Below are 22,532 nucleotides of genomic sequence, written 5' to 3' on the forward strand. Positions count from 1 at the left end.
ATGAGCCAGCATGAACTCGAAGATCGTGCTGGCAGAGTGCGCGAGGGTGAGGAAATTCATCGCGAGCGCTTAGCCGAGTACCTGAAACAGCAATTCCCACACCTTGAGGGTGATTTACGTATTACCCAATACAGTGGCGGTGCGTCGAACTGGACCTATCGCCTACAGTTTGCCAACGCCGACTGGATTTTGCGGCGTCCGCCAGCTGGCACCAAGGCCAAGTCGGCGCACGATATGGGCCGTGAGTACCGTTTACAAAAGGCGCTGGAGCCGGTGTTCCGCTACGTGCCGAAAATGCTGCACTACACCGATGATGAGAGCATTATTGGTGCTGAGTTTTACGTTATGGAACGCGTCGCTGGAATCATTCCGCGTAAGAACTTGCCGCGTGGTCTTGAGCTCAGTGAAGCACAAACGCGTAAGCTCTGTGAAAATGCACTCGATTGTCTCATTGAACTGCACAGCATTGACATTAAAGCGCATGGCCTTGACCAACTAGCCAAGGGCGAGGGCTACACTGAGCGCCAAGTGCTCGGTTGGAATAAGCGCTATCGCCTCGCGAAAACGTGGAATGTACCGAAAAGCGAAAAAATCATGAATTGGCTCGAGCACAACATGCCGCAAAACGAGCGACTGTGCATGACGCATAATGATTTTCGCTTTGACAATCTGGTTCTCGATGTTGATGACCCAACGCACATTATTGGCGTATTGGATTGGGAGCTGGCAACCATTGGTAATCCACTTATGGATGTCGGTAATAGTCTTGCTTATTGGATCCAAGCCGACGATGACGCCATTGCGCGTTCGACGCGACGTCAGCCCACACATCTGAAGGGGATGCTCAGTCGCGACGAGGTCATTCGCTATTACTGCGAGCGTATGAACGTTGATGTCGCCGACTTTAGTTTCTACGAAGTCTTTGGTCTATTCCGTTTGAGTGTCATCGCTCAGCAAATCTATTACCGCTATCATCATAAGCAAACACGCAACAAAGCCTTCAAGAACTTTTGGTTCTTAGTGCACTACTTGCACTGGCGTTGCCGCAAGATCATGCGCCAAGCCAATAAAAATAAAAAGGAAAAGTCATGACGCATTCGCTAAGAAAAACCATTCTAATCACCGGCGCAAGCTCAGGTTTGGGCGAGGGCATGGCACGTGAATTTGCCGCCAAGGGGCGCAATCTAGCACTTTGCGCGCGGCGCACAGATCGCTTGGAACAACTTAAAAGCGAACTCGAAAGTAAGCACCCTGACTGTCGTATTCGTATCAAGGCACTCGACGTTAACAACCACGACCAAGTCTTCGAGGTGTTTAAGGCATTCAAAGCTGAGTTTGGGACAATCGATCGGGTGATCGTGAACGCCGGTATGGGCAAAGGTGCGTCATTGGGTACCGGTTACTTTTATGCCAATGTGCAAACTGCGCAAACCAACTTTGTGGCCGCGGTGGCGCAATGCGAAGCGGCACTCGAAATCTTCCGCGAGCAGAACGACGGGCATCTTGTCACCATCAGTTCGATTAGCGCATTACGCGGCATGCCGCGGGCGATGACGGTTTATGCAGCCACTAAAGCAGGTTTGTCTGCGCTGACGGAAGGCATTCGTGCTGACTTGATCAAGTCGCGCTCGCCGATTAAAACCAGTTGCATTATGCCCGGTTATATCCGTTCTGAAATTAACGAAAAAGTGAAGAACACGCCGTTTATGATCGACAACGAAAGCGGTTGTCGTTTGTTGGTGAAGGCTATCGAGAAAGAGCCAGTGAAAGCCTATGTACCGAGCTGGCCGTGGGCGCTTATCGGCTTTTTGATGAAGCGCCTCCCCTTAAAAATGGTGATGAAGCTCGGTTAATTTTCTAGCTTTTCGGTCCCACAATCATTGACCCGCTCAGTGGCTACGCTGAGCGTGGTCGCTGCACCCTCTGGCAACTCATAAACGAAGGAACTTGCCGCGACACTGAGGTCACCGCGCGATGCCTCATGTAAAATCACCAGACGACGATCTTCGAGAACAATGTCGATACAACCCGCTGCCATTGGCGAAGTCGCCAAGCGTTGCCATTCTTGATTCACGAGTTTTTGTGCCCAGACTTCATAACCTTCCCATTTCGGATTAGCGCCACGCTGACATTGATAAACATAGATCTGCGCGGCGCTGTCGGCGGTCACCAAAGTTTCAATGGACTGGCAGTTCGCTACGGTCGGTGGATCGGGCTCGTAAACCGTCCACTGGTAAAACAGCACCGCAACAAACAGCACTGCGCAGGTGATAATGGCGGCTAAAAACCATAAACCGATGCGTTTCATGGTGAGTCGTCCTATTCGTTTTTGAGTTTGGTGCCGGCTGGCAGCTCTGGCGCTAACAACCGTTCGCCCTTATAGCGCTGCACGTTGCCGAAACGTTCGTGGCCAGCATTCCATTGTTCTTGCGCTTGGCGAATTTGCGCAGCGTCGGCGCTGACGAAATTCCACCACATGAGCACCGGCTGTTCGAAGGCTTCGCCACCCAGCACCAGCACCACCGTATCCGCTGCAAGTTCGAGGGTCACCTCACTGCGGCCCGCCCCGAGAAACAGCAGTTCATGCCGTTCCACAGTTTGATTCAAGGTGTCGAGGCGGCCTTCGACGACATACAAACCATATTCATGTTCGGCGTTTAGCTGCAGTTCACCGACCGCAACCCGTGGCGATTTCAATTGCATGGCAAAAATCGGATGAAATTGACGCGCGGGCGAAACCTGTCGGCGTTGACCGGCTTGATATTCCCCCATGATAAGGATTGCTTGGCATTCCCCCACGGCGAACGAGGGGAGGTTTTTATAATGGTCAAAGCAGGCTTCCGTGGTTTCTGCCGCCGGTGGCAGCGCCGCCCACAACTGCAGACCATGGAGTGGGTCGGTAACATGCTGTGCGGCAACTTCGGCATGCGAGATACCCTTACCTGCAGTCATTAGATTAAGCTCGTTGGCGCGCAACGCTTGCTCATAGCCAAGGCTGTCTTGATGCAGCAGCTGACCGGAGAGTAACCAGGTGATGGTTTGTAAGCCAATATGCGGATGCGGCGGCACATCAAACTGTTGGTAATCGGCCGGAGCGACAGGACCAAAATGATCGAGAAAGCACCACGGGCCAATCATGCGCAAGTCGCGTTGGGGAATGCTGCGGAACACCCGCATTTTGGGCGTGAGCTGCCGTGTTAGAGCAGGCAGCACCTTCGCCTCACGGCGTGTGTGCGTAGATTCGCAGGGAGTAGGCTGGCTTTCACTGTCTGCTGGCGTACGTGTCATAGCGTTGCTTCCTGTTGCAAAACCTTCAGCGCAGTATGCCAGCGTTGCGGCGAAAGATCGATATTCGACTATACGCTGACTTTCTTCTTCGACTAAGATTGGTTAAGGTGAATCAATAACCTAGGAGCCACCATGATCTATGCATTGATTTTAATTGTCATTGGTATAGCAGTAGCGCTGAGCGGTGTATGGGAACAGAACTTATTTACCATTATGCTCGGTGCTTTGTTAGAGGTAATCGGTTGGGTTTGGTTTTTTATAAAATGGCGATCCGCTAAAAAAGAGGGGCAACTCGATAACAATGAAAAGTAGTATCGTAAAACGAATTCTCGCCATCGCGCTCATTGTAGCCGGTGTAGTGACCGCCGTTCTGGCCTCCAAAGACGCCGGTAGTGTGCGTTGGATGGGCTTGTTTTTGCTGGTTTCAGGGATTTATTTTCTGGTTAGCCAAAAAGCCAGTCCTGAGCAACGTGAGCAAGCAGCGCAACAACGCACCAGCACACCACCGATTAAATGGTATCAATCGCCCATCGTTTGGGTTCCTGTGGCAGCCTTAATTATTGCGGTGGTTTCTTTTTATGTCGCTAACTAAACGCTTGGTTATTCTGGCCGGCTTAGTCGGTCTAATGTTCTACAACGCCACCGCAGAGCAGTTATGGGCCACCATCGTTGACTATCAGCTAAGCTGGTACAAGTTAGGTGTGCCATTAGCGTGGGGGCTTATTCTTGGCGCTTTGGTGAACTTGATTGGCCTGACAAGCCTGCAAAAATGGCTTGAGCCGCTGACCTTTATTAGTGCATCGTTGACCACGCTCGGGCTGACAGGCGCTGCGGCGATTTATGCTGCGCACCAACAAGCAGGCTTGCTATTGCCCGCATTGATGATTAGTGCGGTGGGGATTGGCTTGTACTTATTTGTCTATAGTTTCGCGCGCTTCTCAGCACACAAGAAATCAGCCGCTGAGGGCAACGACAGCGAGTCATAACATGGATTTGAACTGTGATTTAGGTGAAGGCTACGGCGTTTGGCGCATGGGCGACGATGCGGCAGTGATGCCGTTTATTGACCGCGCCAATATTGCTTGTGGTTTTCACGCTGGTGACTTTGCGATCATGCAAAGCACCGTGCGCCTTGCCAAAGAACATGGTGTCAAAGTCGGCGCCCACCCGAGTTATCCAGATCGTCACGGTTTCGGGCGTCGTTCAATGAACTTTAGTGCCGATGACATCCGTGCCCAGTTGCTTTATCAAATCGGCGCACTGCAAGCCGTGTGCCATGCCGAGCAGATCCCGTTGCACTATGTCAAACCACACGGCGCACTCTACAACGATATGCAAAATGATGTGGCGTTGTTTACCCAAGTGGTACAAACGCTTGGTGAACTGAATCGTGGCCGTGCGCAGCCGTTGCAGCTGATGACACTTGCCAAGTTACAGCGTGAGCGCGAACAAGAGATTGCCGCCAAATATAATGTCGAGCTGCTGTTTGAAGCTTTTGCGGATCGCTGTTATGAAAGTAACGGGCATCTCCGTGCGCGTAGTTTCGAAGGTGCGGTACTGCACGACCAGGACGCTATTGTGGCGCAAGCGCTCGCTTTTGCGCGGGGCAACTCCATTATGACCCATGACGGCAGCGAATTGTTGCTGCAGGCAGACACACTGTGCGTGCATGGGGACAACCCTAAAGCCCTCGCGGTAGTGAAAGCGATCCGCGCAGAAATCCTATGAAGTGGCAGTTTCAAACGGCAGCGCCTGATGCGCTGATGATCGCGCTCGAGGAACGTATCGATTTAAGTGTCAATCGCAAAGTGCAGCGCCTTACGCACGAATTAGCAAGCCATGACGCGGTGCTCGAGGTAGTGCCGAGCTATCATACCTTGCTGGTTTACTACGACGTTCTTGAGTACAACGAGAAGCAACTGCGACACCTGCTTGAGCCCATTATTAAAAGCCTATTAGACGAACCTGATGAGGCGGAAACCTTTGCGGGGCAGCACCATACCATTGAGGTTTGCTACCATTCTGAACTTGCAGCCGATCTCGCTGCGGTAGCCAAGCAAACCCAGTTGTCCGAACAAGAGGTTGCGCAACTGCACAGCGGTGTCACCTACCATGTGTACGCACTTGGATTCGCGCCCGGTTTTGCTTATCTCGGTGATGTCCTCGAACCATTGCGTCTGCCACGTCATGACACGCCGCGGCAGAAGGTCCCCAAAGGCAGTGTCGCGATTGCTGAGCAACAAACCGCAATTTATCCGCGCACCTCACCAGGTGGCTGGCAGTTGATTGGTCGAGCGTTGCATTGGCCAGAGTTACAGGCGGGGGATCAGGTTACTTTCAAGCCTATTTCGTTAGCCGACTTCCTTGCGCACGAGCAGCTTGCGCAAGAGCAGGGCCAAGAGCGGTCTGAGGATGACGCGCATGGCTGATCCGGTATTACGCATTCAACAACCGGGGTTGCTCGCGACCTTGCAAGACTATGGACGTTTCGGGCAAATGGCGCAGGGCATTACCCAAGGCGGTCCCATGGATGAACGCGCCTTCTTGTGGGCCAATCGGCTGCTCGGCAATTCATTTAACGCAGCGCAAATTGAAGTGACCTTAGGTCAATTTAAAGCGCAGTTTTGTCGCGATTGCTTATTCGCGGTCACGGGCGCTGAATTTCCGTTGCAACTCAATGGGCGCCCGGTGAAGACCTGGCGAGTGCTGCAGGCGCGTGCGGGCGAAACCTTGACCATTGGCGTCAATGAGCGCGGCTTACGCTGTTATTTAGCCGTAGCTGGCGGGTTTGCGGCGAAAACCGTGTACGGCAGTGTGGCGACCGTAACCCGTGATGGCCTTGGCGGTTTACGCCAAGATGGCACGCCCTTGCTGCAAGGGGATGAGCTTGGGGCTCGTACACCGCAACAAAAGACGCTGGAAAGTCGTCGGCCAAGTAGCAAGCTCAATTTAACGTTGCCGCAGCAGCCGTTGCTGAGTGTGGTACCGACCGCGCAATGGCAAAAATTTAGCCGTGACGCGCGCGAGCAATTGGTGCAACAACGTTATGAAGTGACGCCGCAACAGGACCGCATGGGCGTGCGTCTGAAAGGCGAGCAGGGCCTTTCAGACATTCCGCAGTCAATGATTTCCGAGCCGCTACCTTTAGGGAGCATTCAGGTGCCGGCCGACGGCCAACCCATCGTGATGATGAACGATCATCAGACCCTTGGCGGCTACCCGAAAATAGGCGTACTTACCTGGACCGCACGCAGTGTTTTGGCGCAACTCCCCGCCGGTCGCAAAGTGCAATTTCGCTGGCTGGAGCTGGACGAAGCACAACGCGAATTACGGCAAGTTTATCGGGTTTTTAATATCCGCCGCTGAGCCTTGCCAGCAAGCCAATAAACTGCGATCATAACGCTCTTTTTTAGAACGAGAGTGGAGTAGTAACGTCCATGGCAGCAGATGCGCCTCGCAGTAACTTTATTCGTCAGATCATCGACAAAGATCTTGCCAGCGGCAAGCATTCGTCGGTGCATACCCGGTTCCCACCTGAGCCGAATGGCTTCTTGCACATTGGTCATGCCAAATCAATTGTGCTGAACTTCGGTATCGCTGAAGATTACCAGGGCCAATGCAACCTGCGCTTTGATGACACCAACCCACTGAAAGAAAAAGTCGATTACGTTAACTCAATTCAAGAAGACGTAAAATGGCTTGGTTATGAGTGGGAAGGAAAGCCTCGTTACTCGTCAAACTATTTCGATCAGCTCCATGCATACGCTGTAGAGCTTATCGAGAAAGGACTGGCGTACGTCGACTTCTCGAGCCAAGACGAAATGCGTGAAATGCGCGGTACGCTGAAAGAGCCGGGTACCAATAGCCCCTATCGTGATACCTCGGTGGAAGAAAATCTTAAGCACTTTGCCGATATGACAGCGGGTAAGTACGAAGAAGGTAAAGCCGCGCTGCGGGCGAAAATCGACATGAGCTCGCCATTTATGGTGCTGCGTGACCCAGTGATCTACCGTGTACGTTTCGCTCACCATCACCAAACCGGTGACAAATGGTGCGTGTACCCAATGTACGACTTCACGCACTGTATTTCGGACGCCTTGGAAGGCATCACGCACTCACTGTGTACGCTTGAGTTCCAAGACAACCGTCGCTTGTATGACTGGGTTTTGGATAACATCAGTATTGACTGTCACCCACAGCAGATCGAATTCTCACGCCTAAACCTACAGTACACCGTAATGAGTAAGCGCAAGCTCAACTTGTTAGTGGAAGAGGGCAAAGTCAGCGGTTGGGACGACCCACGCATGCCAACGATTGCTGGTATGCGCCGTCGTGGCTATACGCCAAGCTCAGTGCGTGAATTCTGTCACCGTATCGGCGTGACAAAAATGGATAATCAGGTTGAGATGAGCATGCTCGAAGCCTGTATTCGTGATGAGCTCAACCACGGTGCACCGCGTGCCATGGCTGTCATCGATCCAGTACGCTTGGTGATCGAGAACTACCCAGAGGGTGAAGTAGAGCAACTGCAAGCGCCAAATCATCCGAACGATGAGAGTATGGGCAGTCGTGAAGTACCGTTTGCGCGCGAAATCTTTATTGAGCGTGAAGACTTCCGCGAATCAGCGAATAAAAAGTACAAGCGTTTGGTGCTCGATAAAGAAGTGCGCCTGCGTAATGCCTATGTGATCAAGGCTGAACGTGTTGAGAAAGACGCTGACGGAAACATCACCACGATTTACTGTACTTATGATGCTGACACTTTAGGTAAAGATCCTGCCGATGGCCGTAAAGTGAAAGGCGTGATTCATTGGGTGGCGGCCGAGCATGCCAAGCCAGCGGAATTCCGCTTGTACGACCGTTTGTTCCAAGTGCCTAATCCAGCGGCTGAAGAAGATTTCTTCAGTACCTTGAATCCAGATTCTTTGGTGATTAAGCAAGGGTACGTAGAGCCAAGCATGGCTGCAGCTGAAGCGGAAAAACCGTTCCAGTTTGAACGTATCGGTTATTTCTGTGCTGACAGTAAGGACAGCTCAGCGGAGCATTTGGTCTTTAATCAGACCGTAGGGTTGCGTGATACCTGGAATGATGAGGCTTAAGCAAACGCTTAAGCCCCGTTTCGTGCTTCTTAATTAAGCGTCGCTAGCTCAATGCGAGCGGCGGCGCCATATAACTCACTTGAGTCACCTTCAACCGTACCTGCAGGGGTAATGGTTGGCCATAACTCAGGTAAGCCAGCCAGAATTTCTTCTACTTCAGCCAGCGCCGCGGCGTTGGCGTCTTTTTGCACCTCAGTGAGTTCACCGATACGCGCTTTGGCAATGGTTGTGAAACCATAAGCATCCTGAAATTCATGCACGTTCACCACTTCGCCCGACTTAACGCCGATATCGTATTCCGCGGCGGCTGTGAGTAGCATGGTGCTAAGGCTCATGAGGACGTCTTTCACGGCTTTCTCTTGGACTTGTTCAGTGGCGGCAATAGCCACTAGCAGGTCGTCATAAGCAGCATTGACCGCGTCATCACCTTGCTCATTGTTGACGGCATCTGCGAGCGCACTTAATTGCGTGCCGAAGCCTTCAACGCCTCGGGCACTAAAGGCCGGTACCAGCGCTGCATAGAGCTCGTCTTCTGGGTGCTTCATATGCGTTTTGGCCATGGCTAGGTGACCTTGATCATAGAGCTTTTTGCCGACATATAAATGACCCCGGATCAGCCCCAAACGGGCAAGGTAAGCACTGTCATTGACGCGCAGATCAACCACGCCAGAACCTTCTCCCTCACCTTCGCCTTCGCCTTCACCGGCGCCGGCAAAGGGTGCCACGATGGTCATGTTTTGCTGCTGCAGCGGTTCTAGGTCAGCTTGGGCTGCTTGTGCCGCAGTCGTGCCAAGTACAGCGGCGCCGACGGCCAACCAAACTTTACGTTTCTCGTACATTCTTTACCCCTTTAGTTGCGTGTCTCTGACGGGATTCGTTATACTGCTTATAATTTCACAAATGAGAGTCATTCTCAATAGCAGCCCCTATGATCCTACATATTGAAAACGTTATCGACCGCGGCACTTTGTCAGTGATTCGTGACAAATTAGCCCAAGAGCAGTTCACGAGCGGTCTCGAAAGCGCTGGCTGGGCCGCCAAGCAAGTCAAAAACAACCAACAGATTCGTGCACCGCACCCACTGATTGAGTTACTCCATAAACGCTTAGAACAACATGAGCTGGTAAAAGTTGCGGCGCGACCGCAGCAGTTCGTCAATGTCATGCTGAATCGCTATGACGCAGGGCAGGCTTATGGGACCCACATGGACGATGCGCTTATGGGCGGCACACGTACCGATATGTCCTTTACCCTGGGTCTGACGCCACTTGCTGAGTATGAGGGCGGCGAGTTAGTTATTGAAGATAGCTCGGGCGAGCGGGCCTGGCGCTTGAACGAGGGGGATGTGTTACTTTACCCGACACAGTTTTTGCATCGGGTGAATGCGGTCACACGAGGTTCACGCATCGCGATGGTAGGCTGGATTGAAAGTCTGTTGCGCGAGCCGCAGCAGCGCGAAATGAGCTTTGATCTCTACACCGCGATGCGTCACGAATTTGAACAGCATGGGAAGAGTGAGCAGTTCGATCGGCTCAGCAAAACTTATAACAATTTGTTGCGCCGTTGGGCGAAGCGCTAAGGACAGTTATGCAGTGTGTATTTCAAGCCGATAACGTGGTCGAAGCGGAGCTGGTAAAAGGCTTATTCGAAGCCCACGGCATTGCCTGCCACAGTGGCGGTTTTTATTTGCAAGGGGCGGTAGGTGACTTGGCTGCAAGTGGTTTTGCAAAATTATGGGTTGCGGATGAGGACGCTGGGAAAGCGCTCGCTTTGGTTGAGGAATACGAGCGCGGAGCATTTCAAATTGCCGATGATGAACCGGCAGACGACGCTGATTAATCAGCGTCGGCTTGGTTATTTTCGCAGGTATCTGGCGTTTTACACTCGCCGTAAAGGTACAAGCTATGATTGGTGAGCTTGATATTGTTGGCTTGTGCTACTTGTAATTGACGGTCTTCAATCACGTCATCTTCAAATTCAAACACGTGGCCACAGGTAAGACAGACTAAATGGTCATGATGGTCTTTAGCGCTAAGCTCAAACACTGAACGACCACCCTCGAAGTGATGACGAGTGACAATGCCGGCATCATCAAACTGATTCAGTACACGATAAACAGTCGCTAAACCAATCTCTTCGTTATTCTCTAGCAGAATTTTATAGACATCTTCCGCGCTAATGTGCTGATTGTCCGGATTCTTCAAAATCTCAAGGATCTTGACGCGAGGAGAGGTGACTTTCAGCCCTGCTTTTTTAAGTTGTTGTTCGCCGTTGCTGCTCATCTATCTTCACTTAGTTTGTCAGTGGTGTCGCCATTATAGGCAAAGTTTCACAAGAAAGGGAATGACCCTTTAACCTAATTGGTCAAGGGCCATTTCTTCGCGTAATTGATCACACCATTGCTTCACGCGATCTTTCGTAAGCTCTGGTTGACGGTCTTCGTCAATACCGAGGCCAACAAAGTGGTTGTCGTCGGCCATCGCGCGAGAGGCTTCGAAGTGATAGCCTTCAGTTGGCCAGTGACCAATGATGATACCGCCACGGGCTTCAACGATGTCACGAATCGTGCCCATCGCGTCAAGGAAATATTCCGCGTAATCTTCTTGGTCACCACAACCAAAAATCGCGATGAGCTTGTTGTTGAAGTCGATTTCTTCGAGTTCTGGGAAGAAGTCATCCCAGTCGCATTGCGCTTCGCCATAATACCAAGTCGGAATGCCGAACATGAGCAAATCGTAGCTAGCGATATCTTCCTTACTCGATTTTGCGATATCGAATACGTCGATAAGTTGCTTGCCTAATTCTTTTTGGATCATTTGTGCGACAGCTTCGGTGTTACCGGTATCACTGCCGAAGAAAATTCCAACACTTGCCATAGTCGTGTTACTACCTTAACGAAATGATGAATGGCGCTAGCTTATAAGCCAGCCTCCCAGATAACTTGGATGATGCCCTTAGCGATAAAACCTGCACAGCCAAGAAACAACACTAACCAGACGAACCAGCGGCCAAACTTCGGCACGTCGCCTTTCTTTAATACGTCTTGAATCGCCAAACCGATGAGTACAAATAGAATTGCAATGGCAAAGTTTGTACCTAGAATCTCAATGGTTTCAAAATGCTCTGACAACATAACAGCGCTACCAGTTCGACTAAAAATGTGGGCCGATTATAACACGCAAGGCCGCTAGGTGCGAGAATGTTGCTCGAGAAAGCTACGAGCCAGACGGTTAAAAATCCTTGGCTTTTCGGCATGCAACCAATGTCCAGTACCTTCGATGATTTTGATATCGACATCACTGAAGCGCGAGCTCACCGCGTCACGATGCTCCTCGGTGAGATAGTTGGAGTCACCGCCCTTGATAAAGAGCACGGGGCCGTCGTAACTACCTTCGCGCACGCCGCCCGAGATTTCTTCATAGCAGCTATCAATTACCGGTAGGTTTAACCGCCATTGATACTGTTCGTCTTCGCGCTTGAGGTTTTTTAATAGGAACTGGCGCACGCCACGTTCATCGATGGCTTTGGCTAATTGCTTATCGGCATCCTGTCGCGTCTTTACTTGACTCAAGTCAATATTCTCAAGGGCATCGAGAATATGGCGATGGCGAGCATCGTAAGCTGCAGGTGCCACGTCGGCGACAATCAGTGTTTGCACCCGGTTTGGGTGGGTCAGGGCAAACTCCATGGCTAACTTGCCGCCCATCGAATGACCGACAATACTGACTTTATCGACTTCAAGATGATCCAGCAGTGCCTCGACATCGGCGGCCATTGCGGCATAGTTCATACGCTCGCTATGGAATGAATCACCGTGATTACGGCAATCCATGACGATGACTTTATGATCTTCTTCAAGATCGCGTCCGAGGCGCTTGAGATTATCAAGATCGCCGAAGAGCCCGTGAATAAGCAGCACGGCGGGGCCTTTCTCGCCCATAATTTCGTAATTTACGATGTTTTCTTGCTGATCAGTCATTGTGAATTCCTGTACCCTCGAGGTCGGTTGAGTATAATAGCGTGCATATTGCTAGCTATAAACCTAAAAAGAAGTGAAGGCGCATGAGCAAACGAATTGAAATTGATGACGACATCTACCGCTATCTGGTAAGTCACACCGAAAACATCGGCGAGAGTGCATCGTCGATCCTCCGTCGCTTATTGGGGCTCGAAGGCACCGCGACGAGTGCTGAGGTTGAACCGCCAGTGGCCGAACAAGCCCATGGCCGAACCATTTTCGACAGCATGACCAGTGCCGACTTGGCCGGTCAACGCAGTGTGGTGGCGCGCTTTTTGTATATTTTAAGCATGCTGCACAAATGCCACCCGCAAACTTTTGCCAAAGTGCTGCAAATCAGCGGCCGTGATCGACAGTATTTTTCGCGTAGTTCTGCTGAGCTCGAAGCCAGTGGTACCAGCACGAATCCGAAACAGATCCCTGACTCCGAATTTTATGTGGTGACGAATAACAACACTACGCGGAAAAAGTCGATGTTGACGCAGGTGGCGCTCGAGTTAGGTTACGATCAAACTCAAGCTGAACAGATAAGGGACTTTCTCTGATGGCCTTGCATGAACGCGCTGGACAGCCAGCTTTACCGGAAGATTTGACTAATATTGCTAAGTTAGTCAGTGCCTATTTTGTTAACGAAGTTGACCCACGCCAGCGTGCGCAACAGGTGCAGTTTGGTACCTCTGGACACCGTGGTTGTGCGTTCGATAGCTCATTTAACGAAGCGCATATATTGGCCATCAGTCAAGCTCTCGTGGCGTATCGGGAAGAGCAGGGCATTACTGGGCCGCTCATGCTTGGGCGCGACACTCATGCGCTCTCTGAAGCAGCCTATATGACAGCGTTGGAAGTGTTTATCGGCAACGGCATTGAAGTGCATGTGCAAGCAGGCGACGAATATACGCCGACACCGGTGATCAGTCACGCGATTTTGCGCTATAACAAAGGCCGCACCTCTGGCTTGGCCGACGGTGTGGTGATCACGCCGTCGCATAATCCACCCAGCGATGGCGGCTTTAAGTACAATCCGCCGCATGGCGGACCGGCTGATAGCGACGCGACCAAAGTCATTGAAAAATATGCCAATGCGTTGTTGTCGTCTGAACTTATGGGCGTGAATGCCGTAGGTTATGCTGAGGCACGTGCAAGTAAGCTGCTAAAAGAAGTCGATTGGCGCGCGAACTATATCAATGAGTTAGAGCAAGTGATTGATATGGCGGCTATCCGCAAAGCGAATCTGCGCATCGGTGTTGATGCCATGGGTGGTGCGGGTGCCAGTTATTGGCGTTTGATTGCCGAGCAGTATGGTCTTGATATCGATGTTTACCACGACGAAGTCGATGCCAGCTTCCGCTTTATGCCGTTAGATAAAGACGGCAAGATCCGCATGGATTGTTCCTCCCCCTATGCTATGGCATCGCTGTTGCACATGCGGGGTGAGTATGATGTGGCGGTGGGGAACGATCCAGACTATGACCGTCATGGTATTGTTAGCCCGACCCACGGGCTACTGAATCCGAATCACTACCTCGCAATTGCCATTGATTATCTCTGCAAACACCGCAACTGGCCGGCAACCGCCGCCATTGGCAAAACGCTCGTGTCGAGCGCCTTGATTGATCGTGTGGTAGCGGCACATGAGCGTGAACTAAAAGAGATGCCGGTGGGCTTCAAGTGGTTCGCACAGGCCTTACACGACGGCAGCATAGCCTTTGCCGGTGAAGAAAGCGCAGGTGCGACCTTCCTCGATAAGGAAGGAAAGGCTTGGAGTACTGACAAAGACGGTATCATCTTGGCATTGTTAGCGGCTGAGATTGTCGCGGTGACAGGGCAGGATCTGGGTGACTATTACGAGCATCTTTGCAATCAACATGGCACCAGTTTTTACCGTCGTGTTGATGCGCCTTCGAGTCCTGAACAAAATAAAGCATTTGGCGCAATTCGTGCTTATAAGCTGAAGCTGACGGAACTAGCGGGTGATGCAGTGACCGACATCATGACCAAAGCGCCTGGCAATGACGCGCTCATAGGGGGCGTTAAAGTGACCACGGCGAACGGTTGGTTTGCCGCACGGCCATCGGGTACGGAACCCATTTACAAGATCTACTGTGAAAGCTTTGTCAGTGAAGCGCATTTAGATGTGCTTGCCGACGAAGCGCAAGCGCTGGTAACAAGCTGGTTGCAGGCGAAGTAGGTTATTGATTGTAGAGAGCGCTTAATTAAGTTTATGAGCGCTCTTTTATTTCGTCTGCGGCTTCTTTTTCATCGTCTTCATCGCCTTCTTCTTCGGCTTCGCGTTCCGCTAACTCAACCTGATACTCATGTTCATCGACCAAGGTGGTCAATAGCTCGTCAGAGGTTTGTGATGGACCGAGCATTGCATAGCTGCTGGTGAGCTGCTCGTCGGCTTTTGCGCGGCGCGTCACACGATACAGCGAGTACAAACAAACCACGGCGGTCAGCGCCATGATCAGCAAGAAGAAAAAGTCGACGGCACCGAATTGCATGAGTGCGGCAACGGCGGGCGCACCGATAATTGAGCCGACCCCACCAATTTTGATGATTGCCCCAGTGGCACCCACCATTTGGTCTTTCTCGAGGTAGTCGTTGGTGTGCGCCATGCCGAGCGAGTAGAGCGGCAATACGCAGGCGCCGAACAGACCTACACACAAGTAGATGAGCCAAGCGACGGACGCACCAAGTTGGGCAAGCACGAGCGCCATCACGGAACCTAAGCCGGCACAAACGGCCATGATGATACGGCGGTCAAAGCGATCTGAAAGTAAACCAATAGGGGCTTGGGCTAACATACCGCCAAGAATAAACGATGCCATGAAGAGTGAGACTTGGGCGACACTCAGGCCTATGTAGGTCGCATACATTGGGCCGATACCATAAAACATGGCGTAGCACGCCTGCATAATAAAGGCATTCACGATCCCAAGCGGCACGAGTTTGAAGAGGCTGCGGATCGGTACCTTCTTCGATTCATGCGTAGTGGGCTCGACGGTGACGCTAATCAAGATTGGAATCAACGCCAAGTTAATGAGCAAGGCAACAATGGCAAAGGCCATAAAGCCTGCAGGGTCGGCAACACCAAGAATCAACTGACCCGCGACCAGGCCACCGTAAATAAGCACTAAGTAAACAGAGAGTAAAGTGCCTCGGTTTTTGTTGTCAGCCATGGTATTCAACCAACTTTCGACGATCACAAAGATCGCGGAAATGGCGAAGCCGGTGAGAAAGCGCATGACGAACCATACGGTGGGGTCGATCCATATCGCTTGAATGAGGATCGAGGCCGCAGCCAGAGCGGCCAGTCCGCCAAAGGCGCGAATATAGCCCACCCGCCGAATATCTTTCGGGGCTCGTGTGGTGCCAAATAGAAAGCCAATGAAATAGGCGGACATGATGACACCCGTGGTCAGGGTACCAAAGTTTTCAATCGTCGCCCGTAAACTCAGCAAGGTACTGGTCATGCCTACGCAAATGCCGATCATGGTGATACTGGTCAGTAATGAACTAATGGCGCGTAGTTGTTGTTTGAGCATGCCAACAGATCCTTGCGATAACTTGAGCGAGAGGGCGAAAAATCAAGGAAAGTGTAACACGGAAGATATTTTTCGGAAACGTCAAGAGGTTATCCACAGCTTGTTACTTGCTCGCGGGTTAGCGGCTGTTTATGATGTGCAAAGTAGAGGTGAATAGGATACGTATGCGACAGATCATTTTGCTCGTTTGGTTAGCGTTCGTTGGGGTGGTTGGATCGATCGCGATCACGCCAAGCGTGAGCCACGCCGCGGTAGAGTTAAAAGAGCTTTACCAATTCCGCGTGCAGGTCAACAGCCAAGCGCCGCGCGAACGCCAGCAGGCTTTGCAGGAGGCGCTGCAAGCAACCTTGCTGAAACTCTCTGGCGACAGCCAATTAGAAGGTCATCCGTTGGTCGAACAGGCGCTGCGCAACGTGCGTGATTTTGTTGTGCAATACGGCTATCAGCAAGACGAACAGCTTTGGTTGTGGGTGCAGTTCGATCAGACCCAAGTCGATCGCTTGATCCAACAAGCTGGCTCAGGTATCTGGAGCAACCTGCGACCGCAATTGTTGGTGTGGCTGGTCGCGGAAGACGATGACTTGCGCCGCCAGCTATTAGGTGCGGACAGCGAAGCGATTGTGGTGCAACAACTGCGTAATGCTGCGAATCGCCGCGGTTTGCCGATCCAATTGCCACTCCTTGATTTAAACGACAGCATGACGGTGTCGGTGATCGATGTGTGGGCACGTTTTATGGACACGATTAATTTTGCTAGTGCGCGTTACAGCCCCGATGGCATTGTCGTTGCACGTTTTTATCGCACGGACCCGAGCATGATCACCGAACAGCAACCACAGCGCTGGTCGGGCGATTGGACCCTGCACATTGGCGAGTTACGTTGGAGCGGCACCGTCCGTGCCATGGATCGCAGCGAATTAGGTGCTTTGGTGATTCGCGATGTGACCGATCAACTGGCTGCGCGTTACCGCATCGGCAGCGCGAGTGAAACGCTGCAAGAATGGACGGTCACGATTGACCAACTCCTGCGCCTGGAGGCAACCATTGCCGCAGAACAGCTATTAAGCTCTATGCCTGCCGTCATGGACGCGCAACTGGTAAGCTACAATGGCCGTACAGCGCAATACAAATTGCGTTTACAAGCGGATCCCGCCCGCATTCGCCAGGCCATGGACTTGAGTAAACAACTGCAAGCAGTGACCGATGAAACGGAAGATGGCGATGCGGTCTTCAGGTGGGTCGAGCAACCATGACCTTGCAACAACTGCCGCTAAATGTGCAGCTGCCAAGTAATCAAACCTTTGCCACTCTGGTCGCCGGACCGAATACCGAGGCGTTTACTTTGGTGCGCGAAGGGCACGATACTTTGGTGTACCTGTGGGGCGGTGCGGGCGTCGGCAAGAGTCATTTGCTGCATGCCGTTTGCAGTGAGCAGTCCGATCAGGTGATTTATCTGCCCCTTGGCGAGTTAAAGCAGACCATGCAAGCGGGGGTCCTGCGTGGACTTGAAAGTTACGCATTGATTTGTCTCGATGATATCGATGCAGTGCTGACCGACGAAGCGTGGTGTTTTGAAGTCTTCGCGCTGCTCAACCGCGTGCGCGACGAAGGTCGTTCACGCTTGCTGGTGACCGCCAGTACCTCACCCGCACAGTTGCAGTCTGCCTATCCTGATGTGCAGTCACGCTTGAGTTGGGGGGTGGTTTTGCAGTTACAGCGCCTGACTGACGACGAGAAGGTTCAAGCCCTACAGCAGCGTGCCCACGCGATGGGACTGGAACTTCGCAGTGACACGGCCCAATTTATGGTGCAACGCTTAGGCCGTGATCTGGAAGATTTAATGCAACGCTTGGAACGCCTCGACAAGGCATCGATTGCTGCGCAGCGTAAATTGACGATTCCCTTCGTCAAAGCGGTGTTGGGTATTTAACCCTCTTGCTCATCTTTAAGTTTTTTCAGGCCTAATCCTAAAGCGCGACCTTGGTTGCGGGCGAACAATGTACAGCCAGCAAAAGCCAGCGTCGTCAGCAGTAGTTCGATAGCCGCCCACCAGCGTTGCTCTGGCGCGATATAGAGCATGGTAAGACTGTGCAGAAAGTACCACATCAAAATGAAGTTAGCCCAAGCATGAGTGTAGGGCTTACCGCGCACGATGCCCAGCAATGGAAAGAGCAGGGGCAAGACATAGACGAGTACCTTAAATAGTACCGACTGTGTGCTGAAATCCGTGGCGAATTGCCAAATCAGCACCCACAGCAATAGGCCGAGGTAACTTGTCAGAGCCAACCAACGATAGCGGGCAATTGTAGGACTCATAGGTCGTTTCCTTTACTTCTCATTACTGAAATTGATTACGTTAACTTAAGTGCCGCCTTGGCAACGCGTTCACCGAGTTGCTCAGCAAGTCGACTTTCATACTGATTCAATTTGCTACCCGCGGCATGCTCGACATGTGAGGCACCGTAAGGCGAACCTCCCGCATCGGTTTGTTGCAACTCAGGCGCTGTGTATGGAATCCCCATCAACAACATGCCGTGATGCAATAAGGGCACCCCCATGGCCAGTAGCGTGCTTTCTTGACCACCGTGCATCGAACTGCTGGAAGTAAAAACCGCTGCCGGCTTATCGACCAACGCACCCTTTAACCAATCGCGCGAAGTTTGCTCCCAGAATTTTTGTAGGCCGCTGTACATGTGACCAAAACGCGTAGGACTGCCCATGATCAGACCTGCGCAGTCTGCCAGTTCATCGGTTTCAATCAGCAAATCACGTTGACACGCGGCGTCACCGTCGCAGGCAACGGTGCGCAACACTGGCTCCGCACCCGCTTTACTCACGCCATTCGCAATTGCATCGGCTAATTGCTGCGTAGCGCCATTACGACTGTAATAGAGAATGATAATGCGTGGCACATCACTCATTTATAGGATCTCCAACACAGCCTCAGGCGGGCGGCCTAAGCGTGCTTGTTCGCCTTTTACCACAATCGGACGCTCAATGAGTTTTGGATGCGCGGCCATTGCTGCGACTAATTTGTCTTCGTCACTTTCGTTTTTTAGTTCAAGCTCTTTGAACACGTCTTCTTTTGAACGCATCAATTCGCGCGCCGAAACGAAGCCAAGTTTGCTGAGCAATTCTTTGATTTCGTCTTCACTTGGTGTGTCTTTAAGGTATTCAATAACGGTAGGTTCGATGCCTTGTTCTTGTAATAGGGCCAGGGTTTGGCGACTTTTAGAGCATCGTGGGTTGTGATAAATCGAAACTTGAGACATGCTACCCCCTAAAAGAAAAAGCGTTGTTTGCTATTTGCTGTTCGCACGCTCACTGTGTTCGCTTTTTGTTTAGAAAAATGGTTTAAACAAACAACGAACAGCGAATAGCAAACAGCGCTGTTAATTAGTTGAAGCTTACGGGATTTGCTATGTGTTGTCGATTACTACGCCTGTTACAACTGACTTTCATCCTCGGTTTGCTCAGTGCTTGCGCACCGGCTGCCGACTTTCACACCAACCAAGGTAACCAACTCACTTGGGACAGCCTCAAAGGCGATTATGTGATTGTGAATTATTTTGCCGAGTGGTGCGCGCCTTGTTTGCGTGAGCTGCCCGAGCTAAATGAGTTTTATCATGCACATAGTGACAAGGCTAAGCTATTCGGGGTCAGTTTTGATGGCCTCAATAACGAGCAGCTCGCGGCATTGCAGGCCGAACATGGCATTGAGTTTCCGTTGATTTTAAATGAGCCGTTGGCGCACCTCCCGTTTCCAACACCGAAAATGTTGCCGGCGACTTATGTGATAACGCCTGAGGGTGAGGTAAAGGGACCGTTGCTGGGTGAACAAACAGAGGCGACGCTCCTGCAGGCGATTAACGCTGCTCCTTAATGTTCGCAATCAACGCATCGCTTCGACTTCGCGCTTTTTCGCCATAAGTTGTTCGATGCGTGCTTGAATACGACGCTGCTCGAGACGGTTGTCATTGTGGGTATGAGCGTTATGCAGATGATCGATAGCGCGGTCGAACTGTCCGTACAGCGCCATTAATTCAGCGTTGGCTTCGTGCATGCCGCTGGTGTTGCCCAAGCCACGCTGGGCTTCGATCATTAATGAGTAGGCGAGGGTGCTGTCTTTGTTGCGCACGAGGTAGTCGCGTAATAACTGAATCGCTAACTTAGGTTGTCCTGCTTTAACCGCTGCATTGGCATAGTTCAGCGTTACGGTTTGCTCGTTCGGCATCCGTTTATACGCAAACTCCAGCATACTGAGCACTTCATCATAGCGCTTTTGCGCCAACAAAATGTCTGTTTGTACATCGAGATAGAAGGTATTCAATGGTTCGCGTTGATACAGCGGCGCGAGGGTGCGTTCGGCGGCGTCCGCCTGATCACTATCAAGTAGCGCGATGGCTAGGCCATAGCGTGCAGCATTCGCAATTGCCGGATTATTGCTCGTCATGTCACGTCGCGCGGCTTCTGCGTTGTAGTTACGCAGGTGACGAACTTGTACGCGATATTTGGCCAGCCAAAAGGCGCTTTCATCACGATTCAAATTTACGTTCTGACGTAATTGCTCGGCGCGTAGGCGGGTATCGGCGATCCGCGATTCGCTTAAGGGGTGGGTGAGCAGCATTTCCGGTGGTTTGCTCACGTAGCGATATTTTTCGGCGAGACGGCCAAAAAAGTCAGGCGCCCCCATCGGGTCAAAGCCGGTGTTGACCAAAATCGATAGGCCAATCCGGTCGGCTTCTTGTTCAAATAAGCGCGTGTAATTGATACTGCGTTGCTGCATGCCCGCAACACTGGCTTGGGCGGCGGCAATCCCCGCTTCAGGATTTGCGATCCCCACCAGAATGGCGCCGAGCAGGCTAATAATGGAGAGCGAGCTACTGCGTTCCATGGCTTCCATATTGCGCACAATGTGGCGTTGTGAAACGTGCGCAATTTCGTGGGCGATGACCGAAGCTAACTCAGATTCGTTGCGGGTTTCGGCAAGCAATCCGGTGTTGATGCCAATATGCCCACCAAAAAAGGCGAAAGCGTTGATTTGGTCTTGGTTGACCCAGAAGAACTTGAACGGAAAGCGTACATCGTTGGCATTACGCACCAAGCGCGTGCCAACATCATGCAGGTAGGCTTCAAGCACAGGGTCGCCAACAATCGGTGCTGAAGCGCGAATTTGCCGCATGTACATGTCACCAACGGCTTGCTCGCGTTCGATAGACATAACGCTACCACCAGCGGTCCCGATCTCGGGTAAGCGCGTTTGCTGCGCATTGGCACCTGTGCTGCCAAAGGCGAGCAGGAGAGCGAGACTTACGGGCGCTAGACGCGCCTTGATGGTGTACAACATATCGTTTCTGAAACCTACTGAGTACGGCGTTGTTATAGAGTCCACTATAGGGAAAAGGTTCCCATTTTTGAATAGTTTAAACTGTATAAAATCCGCAAACAGAGCTATCATGGGCGACAGCACTGCCCAATTCAGGAGACGCACGCGCTATGTGGGATTACTTAAAAGCTTGGTATCAACGGAAATTCTCTGATCCAGACGCTATCACGCTGTTCCTACTGCTAGCAGTGCTCTTTTTACTGATTATTTTCTTCGGTAACCTGTTAGCACCTATTTTGGTGGCGATTGCCTTAGCTTACTTACTCGATTGGCCTATCCAGCGCCTGCAAGTTATCGGCGCCAGTCGTCTTGCCGCTGTGTTGGTGGTTTTCTCCTTGTTTATTACACTCAATGTCCTCTTGATCCTGTTTTTCGTGCCGGTCATTTGGCAACAGAGCATCACCTTAGTGAGTGAACTACCGCAGATGTTTACCGAGTTGAAAAACTTGCTGAATCGCTTACCTGAAATGTTCCCTGGCTACGTTAGTGAAACCTATATTCATAATTTTATTGAGAATATAAACCAGCGCGTGTTGTCGATCGGTGAGCTGATTATTAGTCAGTCGCTGAGTCGTATTGTTGGTTTTATGGCCTTGTTGATTTACCTGATCGTGGTGCCACTGTTGGTGTTCTTTATGCTCAAGGACAAGCGTGAGTTGCTGGGTCACATTAACCGCACGTTACCGGCGAATCGGCGTCTGATCTCACAAGTCAGTGATGAAATGAATCTGCAAATCATGAACTATATCCGCGGTAAAGCGATCGAGGTCGTGATTGTTGGTGGCGTAACCTATATCTGTTTTGCACTGTTCGATTTACGCTATGCTGCGCTGTTAGGCGTGTTGGTCGGCCTGTCGGTACTGATCCCGTATATCGGCGCGGCGGTGGTGACTTTACCCGTAGCGTTGGTGGCGCTGTTCCAATTTGGTTGGACGCCGATGTTCGCGTATGTAATGGTCGCCTACCTGATTATTCAGGCACTTGACGGTAACTTACTGGTGCCGCTCCTGTTCTCAGAAGCCGTCAGCTTGAATCCGGTCTACATTATCGCAGCAGTGCTGATATTTGGCGGTTTGTGGGGATTCTGGGGCGTGTTCTTTGCGATTCCATTGGCGAGCTTAGTCAAAGCCGTTATTACCGCGCTGTCGAGTGACGTGCCAATTCCTGCAACTGAAGAATCGGCACGTAAGTAAGAC

General features: G+C 51.6%; 29 protein-coding genes. 17 read left to right on the forward strand and 12 right to left on the reverse strand.

The features are described 5' to 3' along the window. Positions 1–1,092, forward strand: a complete 1,092-nt coding sequence (locus CWE21_RS00080) for a phosphotransferase family protein (RefSeq protein ID WP_126831980.1) — start codon at positions 1–3, stop codon at positions 1,090–1,092. Then, positions 1,089–1,853: an SDR family oxidoreductase gene (locus tag CWE21_RS00085; RefSeq protein ID WP_126831982.1), complete on the forward strand. Its 765-nt coding sequence runs from the start codon at positions 1,089–1,091 to the stop codon at positions 1,851–1,853. Before CWE21_RS00080 ends, CWE21_RS00085 begins: the two co-directional genes overlap by 4 nt. Here the strand turns inward: CWE21_RS00085 and CWE21_RS00090 are convergent. Next, positions 1,850–2,308 (reverse strand): hypothetical protein, encoded by a 459-nt coding sequence (locus CWE21_RS00090; RefSeq protein ID WP_126831984.1) that lies wholly within the window; start codon positions 2,306–2,308, stop codon positions 1,850–1,852. The genes CWE21_RS00085 and CWE21_RS00090 overlap by 4 nt on opposite strands. Positions 2,309–2,319: 11 nt before the next feature. Beyond that, a complete protein-coding gene (locus CWE21_RS00095; RefSeq protein WP_126831986.1) occupies positions 2,320–3,288 on the reverse strand; it encodes a pirin family protein in 969 nt (322 codons plus the stop codon). A 132-nt stretch (positions 3,289–3,420) separates the two neighbouring features. Here CWE21_RS00095 and CWE21_RS00100 point away from each other — a divergent pair, with 132 nt between their 5' ends. The 7 genes from CWE21_RS00100 (at position 3,421) to glnS (ending at position 8,387) form a co-directional block, all read left to right on the forward strand. After that, positions 3,421–3,600: a hypothetical protein gene (locus CWE21_RS00100; RefSeq protein WP_126831988.1), complete on the forward strand. Its 180-nt coding sequence runs from the start codon at positions 3,421–3,423 to the stop codon at positions 3,598–3,600. Continuing rightward, a complete protein-coding gene (locus CWE21_RS00105; RefSeq protein WP_126831990.1) occupies positions 3,590–3,880 on the forward strand; it encodes a hypothetical protein in 291 nt (96 codons plus the stop codon). Before CWE21_RS00100 ends, CWE21_RS00105 begins: the two co-directional genes overlap by 11 nt. Continuing rightward, positions 3,867–4,274 (forward strand): hypothetical protein, encoded by a 408-nt coding sequence (locus CWE21_RS00110; protein WP_126831992.1) that lies wholly within the window; start codon positions 3,867–3,869, stop codon positions 4,272–4,274. The genes CWE21_RS00105 and CWE21_RS00110 overlap by 14 nt, the downstream gene beginning before the upstream one ends. Position 4,275: 1 nt before the next feature. Then, positions 4,276–5,016 (forward strand): 5-oxoprolinase subunit PxpA, encoded by a 741-nt coding sequence (locus tag CWE21_RS00115; protein ID WP_126831993.1) that lies wholly within the window; start codon positions 4,276–4,278, stop codon positions 5,014–5,016. Next, on the forward strand, positions 5,013–5,717 hold the full coding sequence (gene pxpB, locus CWE21_RS00120; protein WP_126831995.1) for a 5-oxoprolinase subunit PxpB: 705 nt from the start codon (positions 5,013–5,015) through the stop codon (positions 5,715–5,717). Before CWE21_RS00115 ends, pxpB begins: the two co-directional genes overlap by 4 nt. Continuing rightward, positions 5,710–6,654, forward strand: coding sequence for a 5-oxoprolinase subunit C family protein (locus CWE21_RS00125; protein ID WP_157982708.1), 945 nt, complete (start codon positions 5,710–5,712; stop codon positions 6,652–6,654). Before pxpB ends, CWE21_RS00125 begins: the two co-directional genes overlap by 8 nt. A gap of 71 nt (positions 6,655–6,725) precedes the next feature. Beyond that, positions 6,726–8,387, forward strand: coding sequence for a glutamine--tRNA ligase (gene glnS, locus CWE21_RS00130; protein WP_126831999.1), 1,662 nt, complete (start codon positions 6,726–6,728; stop codon positions 8,385–8,387). 29 nt (positions 8,388–8,416) lie between these two features. Here glnS and CWE21_RS00135 read toward each other — a convergent pair whose 3' ends face one another. Beyond that, positions 8,417–9,226, reverse strand: a complete 810-nt coding sequence (locus CWE21_RS00135; protein ID WP_126832001.1) for a hypothetical protein — start codon at positions 9,224–9,226, stop codon at positions 8,417–8,419. An 89-nt stretch (positions 9,227–9,315) separates the two neighbouring features. Here CWE21_RS00135 and CWE21_RS00140 point away from each other — a divergent pair, with 89 nt between their 5' ends. Together CWE21_RS00140 and CWE21_RS00145 are read left to right on the forward strand one after the other, a co-directional pair. Next, complete coding sequence (locus CWE21_RS00140; protein WP_126832003.1) at positions 9,316–9,966, forward strand: Fe2+-dependent dioxygenase; 651 nt, start codon at positions 9,316–9,318, stop codon at positions 9,964–9,966. An 8-nt stretch (positions 9,967–9,974) separates the two neighbouring features. Beyond that, entirely contained in the window at positions 9,975–10,226 is a 252-nt protein-coding gene (locus tag CWE21_RS00145) for a putative signal transducing protein (RefSeq protein WP_126832005.1), read from the forward strand. Here CWE21_RS00145 and fur read toward each other — a convergent pair. From fur to CWE21_RS00165, 4 genes are all read right to left on the reverse strand, one after another. Beyond that, complete coding sequence (fur, locus tag CWE21_RS00150; protein ID WP_126832007.1) at positions 10,223–10,669, reverse strand: ferric iron uptake transcriptional regulator; 447 nt, start codon at positions 10,667–10,669, stop codon at positions 10,223–10,225. The two genes, CWE21_RS00145 and fur, sit on opposite strands and share 4 nt — an antisense overlap. A 69-nt stretch (positions 10,670–10,738) precedes the next feature. Then, entirely contained in the window at positions 10,739–11,263 is a 525-nt protein-coding gene (gene fldA / locus CWE21_RS00155; RefSeq protein ID WP_126832009.1) for a flavodoxin FldA, read from the reverse strand. A gap of 41 nt (positions 11,264–11,304) precedes the next feature. Continuing rightward, positions 11,305–11,520 (reverse strand): DUF2788 domain-containing protein, encoded by a 216-nt coding sequence (locus tag CWE21_RS00160; RefSeq protein WP_034729986.1) that lies wholly within the window; start codon positions 11,518–11,520, stop codon positions 11,305–11,307. A 54-nt stretch (positions 11,521–11,574) separates the two neighbouring features. Further along, positions 11,575–12,366 carry an alpha/beta fold hydrolase gene (locus CWE21_RS00165; RefSeq protein ID WP_126832011.1) on the reverse strand — a complete coding sequence of 264 codons (792 nt, stop codon included), beginning with the start codon at positions 12,364–12,366 and terminating at the stop codon, positions 11,575–11,577. Between the two features lie 83 nt (positions 12,367–12,449). Here CWE21_RS00165 and CWE21_RS00170 point away from each other — a divergent pair, with 83 nt between their 5' ends. After that, the gene (locus CWE21_RS00170) at positions 12,450–12,950 is read left to right on the forward strand and encodes a replication initiation regulator SeqA (protein WP_126832013.1); all 501 of its coding nucleotides are present in this window, start codon (positions 12,450–12,452) and stop codon (positions 12,948–12,950) included. Beyond that, positions 12,950–14,593 carry a phosphoglucomutase (alpha-D-glucose-1,6-bisphosphate-dependent) gene (gene pgm / locus CWE21_RS00175; RefSeq protein ID WP_126832015.1) on the forward strand — a complete coding sequence of 548 codons (1,644 nt, stop codon included), beginning with the start codon at positions 12,950–12,952 and terminating at the stop codon, positions 14,591–14,593. The genes CWE21_RS00170 and pgm overlap by 1 nt, the downstream gene beginning before the upstream one ends. 31 nt (positions 14,594–14,624) lie before the next feature. Here the strand turns inward: pgm and CWE21_RS00180 are convergent, their stop codons facing one another. Continuing rightward, entirely contained in the window at positions 14,625–15,950 is a 1,326-nt protein-coding gene (locus tag CWE21_RS00180; protein ID WP_126832017.1) for an MFS transporter, read from the reverse strand. A gap of 164 nt (positions 15,951–16,114) precedes the next feature. On the opposite strand from CWE21_RS00180, the gene CWE21_RS00185 reads away from it, so the two are divergent. After that, positions 16,115–17,203, forward strand: a complete 1,089-nt coding sequence (locus tag CWE21_RS00185; protein ID WP_157982709.1) for a DUF2066 domain-containing protein — start codon at positions 16,115–16,117, stop codon at positions 17,201–17,203. Further along, complete coding sequence (gene hda / locus CWE21_RS00190) at positions 17,200–17,880, forward strand: DnaA regulatory inactivator Hda (protein ID WP_126832021.1); 681 nt, start codon at positions 17,200–17,202, stop codon at positions 17,878–17,880. Before CWE21_RS00185 ends, hda begins: the two co-directional genes overlap by 4 nt. Here hda and CWE21_RS00195 read toward each other — a convergent pair. Genes CWE21_RS00195 through arsC form a run of 3 tightly spaced genes read right to left on the reverse strand, consistent with a single transcriptional unit; the run spans position 17,877 to position 19,222 of the window. After that, positions 17,877–18,266, reverse strand: coding sequence for a DUF2069 domain-containing protein (locus CWE21_RS00195; protein WP_126832023.1), 390 nt, complete (start codon positions 18,264–18,266; stop codon positions 17,877–17,879). The two genes, hda and CWE21_RS00195, sit on opposite strands and share 4 nt — an antisense overlap. Positions 18,267–18,301: 35 nt before the next feature. Beyond that, on the reverse strand, positions 18,302–18,862 hold the full coding sequence (gene wrbA, locus CWE21_RS00200; RefSeq protein ID WP_420821120.1) for an NAD(P)H:quinone oxidoreductase: 561 nt from the start codon (positions 18,860–18,862) through the stop codon (positions 18,302–18,304). Positions 18,863–18,871: 9 nt separating this feature from the next. Continuing rightward, a complete protein-coding gene (gene arsC / locus CWE21_RS00205) occupies positions 18,872–19,222 on the reverse strand; it encodes an arsenate reductase (glutaredoxin) (protein WP_126832027.1) in 351 nt (116 codons plus the stop codon). A gap of 149 nt (positions 19,223–19,371) precedes the next feature. On the opposite strand from arsC, the gene CWE21_RS00210 reads away from it, so the two are divergent. Next, positions 19,372–19,833, forward strand: a complete 462-nt coding sequence (locus CWE21_RS00210) for a TlpA family protein disulfide reductase (RefSeq protein WP_126832029.1) — start codon at positions 19,372–19,374, stop codon at positions 19,831–19,833. A gap of 9 nt (positions 19,834–19,842) precedes the next feature. Here the strand turns inward: CWE21_RS00210 and bepA are convergent, their stop codons facing one another. After that, positions 19,843–21,297, reverse strand: a complete 1,455-nt coding sequence (bepA, locus tag CWE21_RS00215) for a beta-barrel assembly-enhancing protease (protein ID WP_126832031.1) — start codon at positions 21,295–21,297, stop codon at positions 19,843–19,845. A 149-nt stretch (positions 21,298–21,446) separates the two neighbouring features. Between bepA and CWE21_RS00220 the strand changes: the two genes are divergently transcribed. Next, a complete protein-coding gene (locus tag CWE21_RS00220) occupies positions 21,447–22,529 on the forward strand; it encodes an AI-2E family transporter (protein ID WP_126832033.1) in 1,083 nt (360 codons plus the stop codon). The last annotated feature ends 3 nt before the right edge of the window (positions 22,530–22,532 follow it).

Source organism: Pseudidiomarina aquimaris, from assembly GCF_003987395.1.
GTDB classification, from domain to species: Bacteria; Pseudomonadota; Gammaproteobacteria; order Enterobacterales; family Alteromonadaceae; genus Pseudidiomarina; species Pseudidiomarina aquimaris.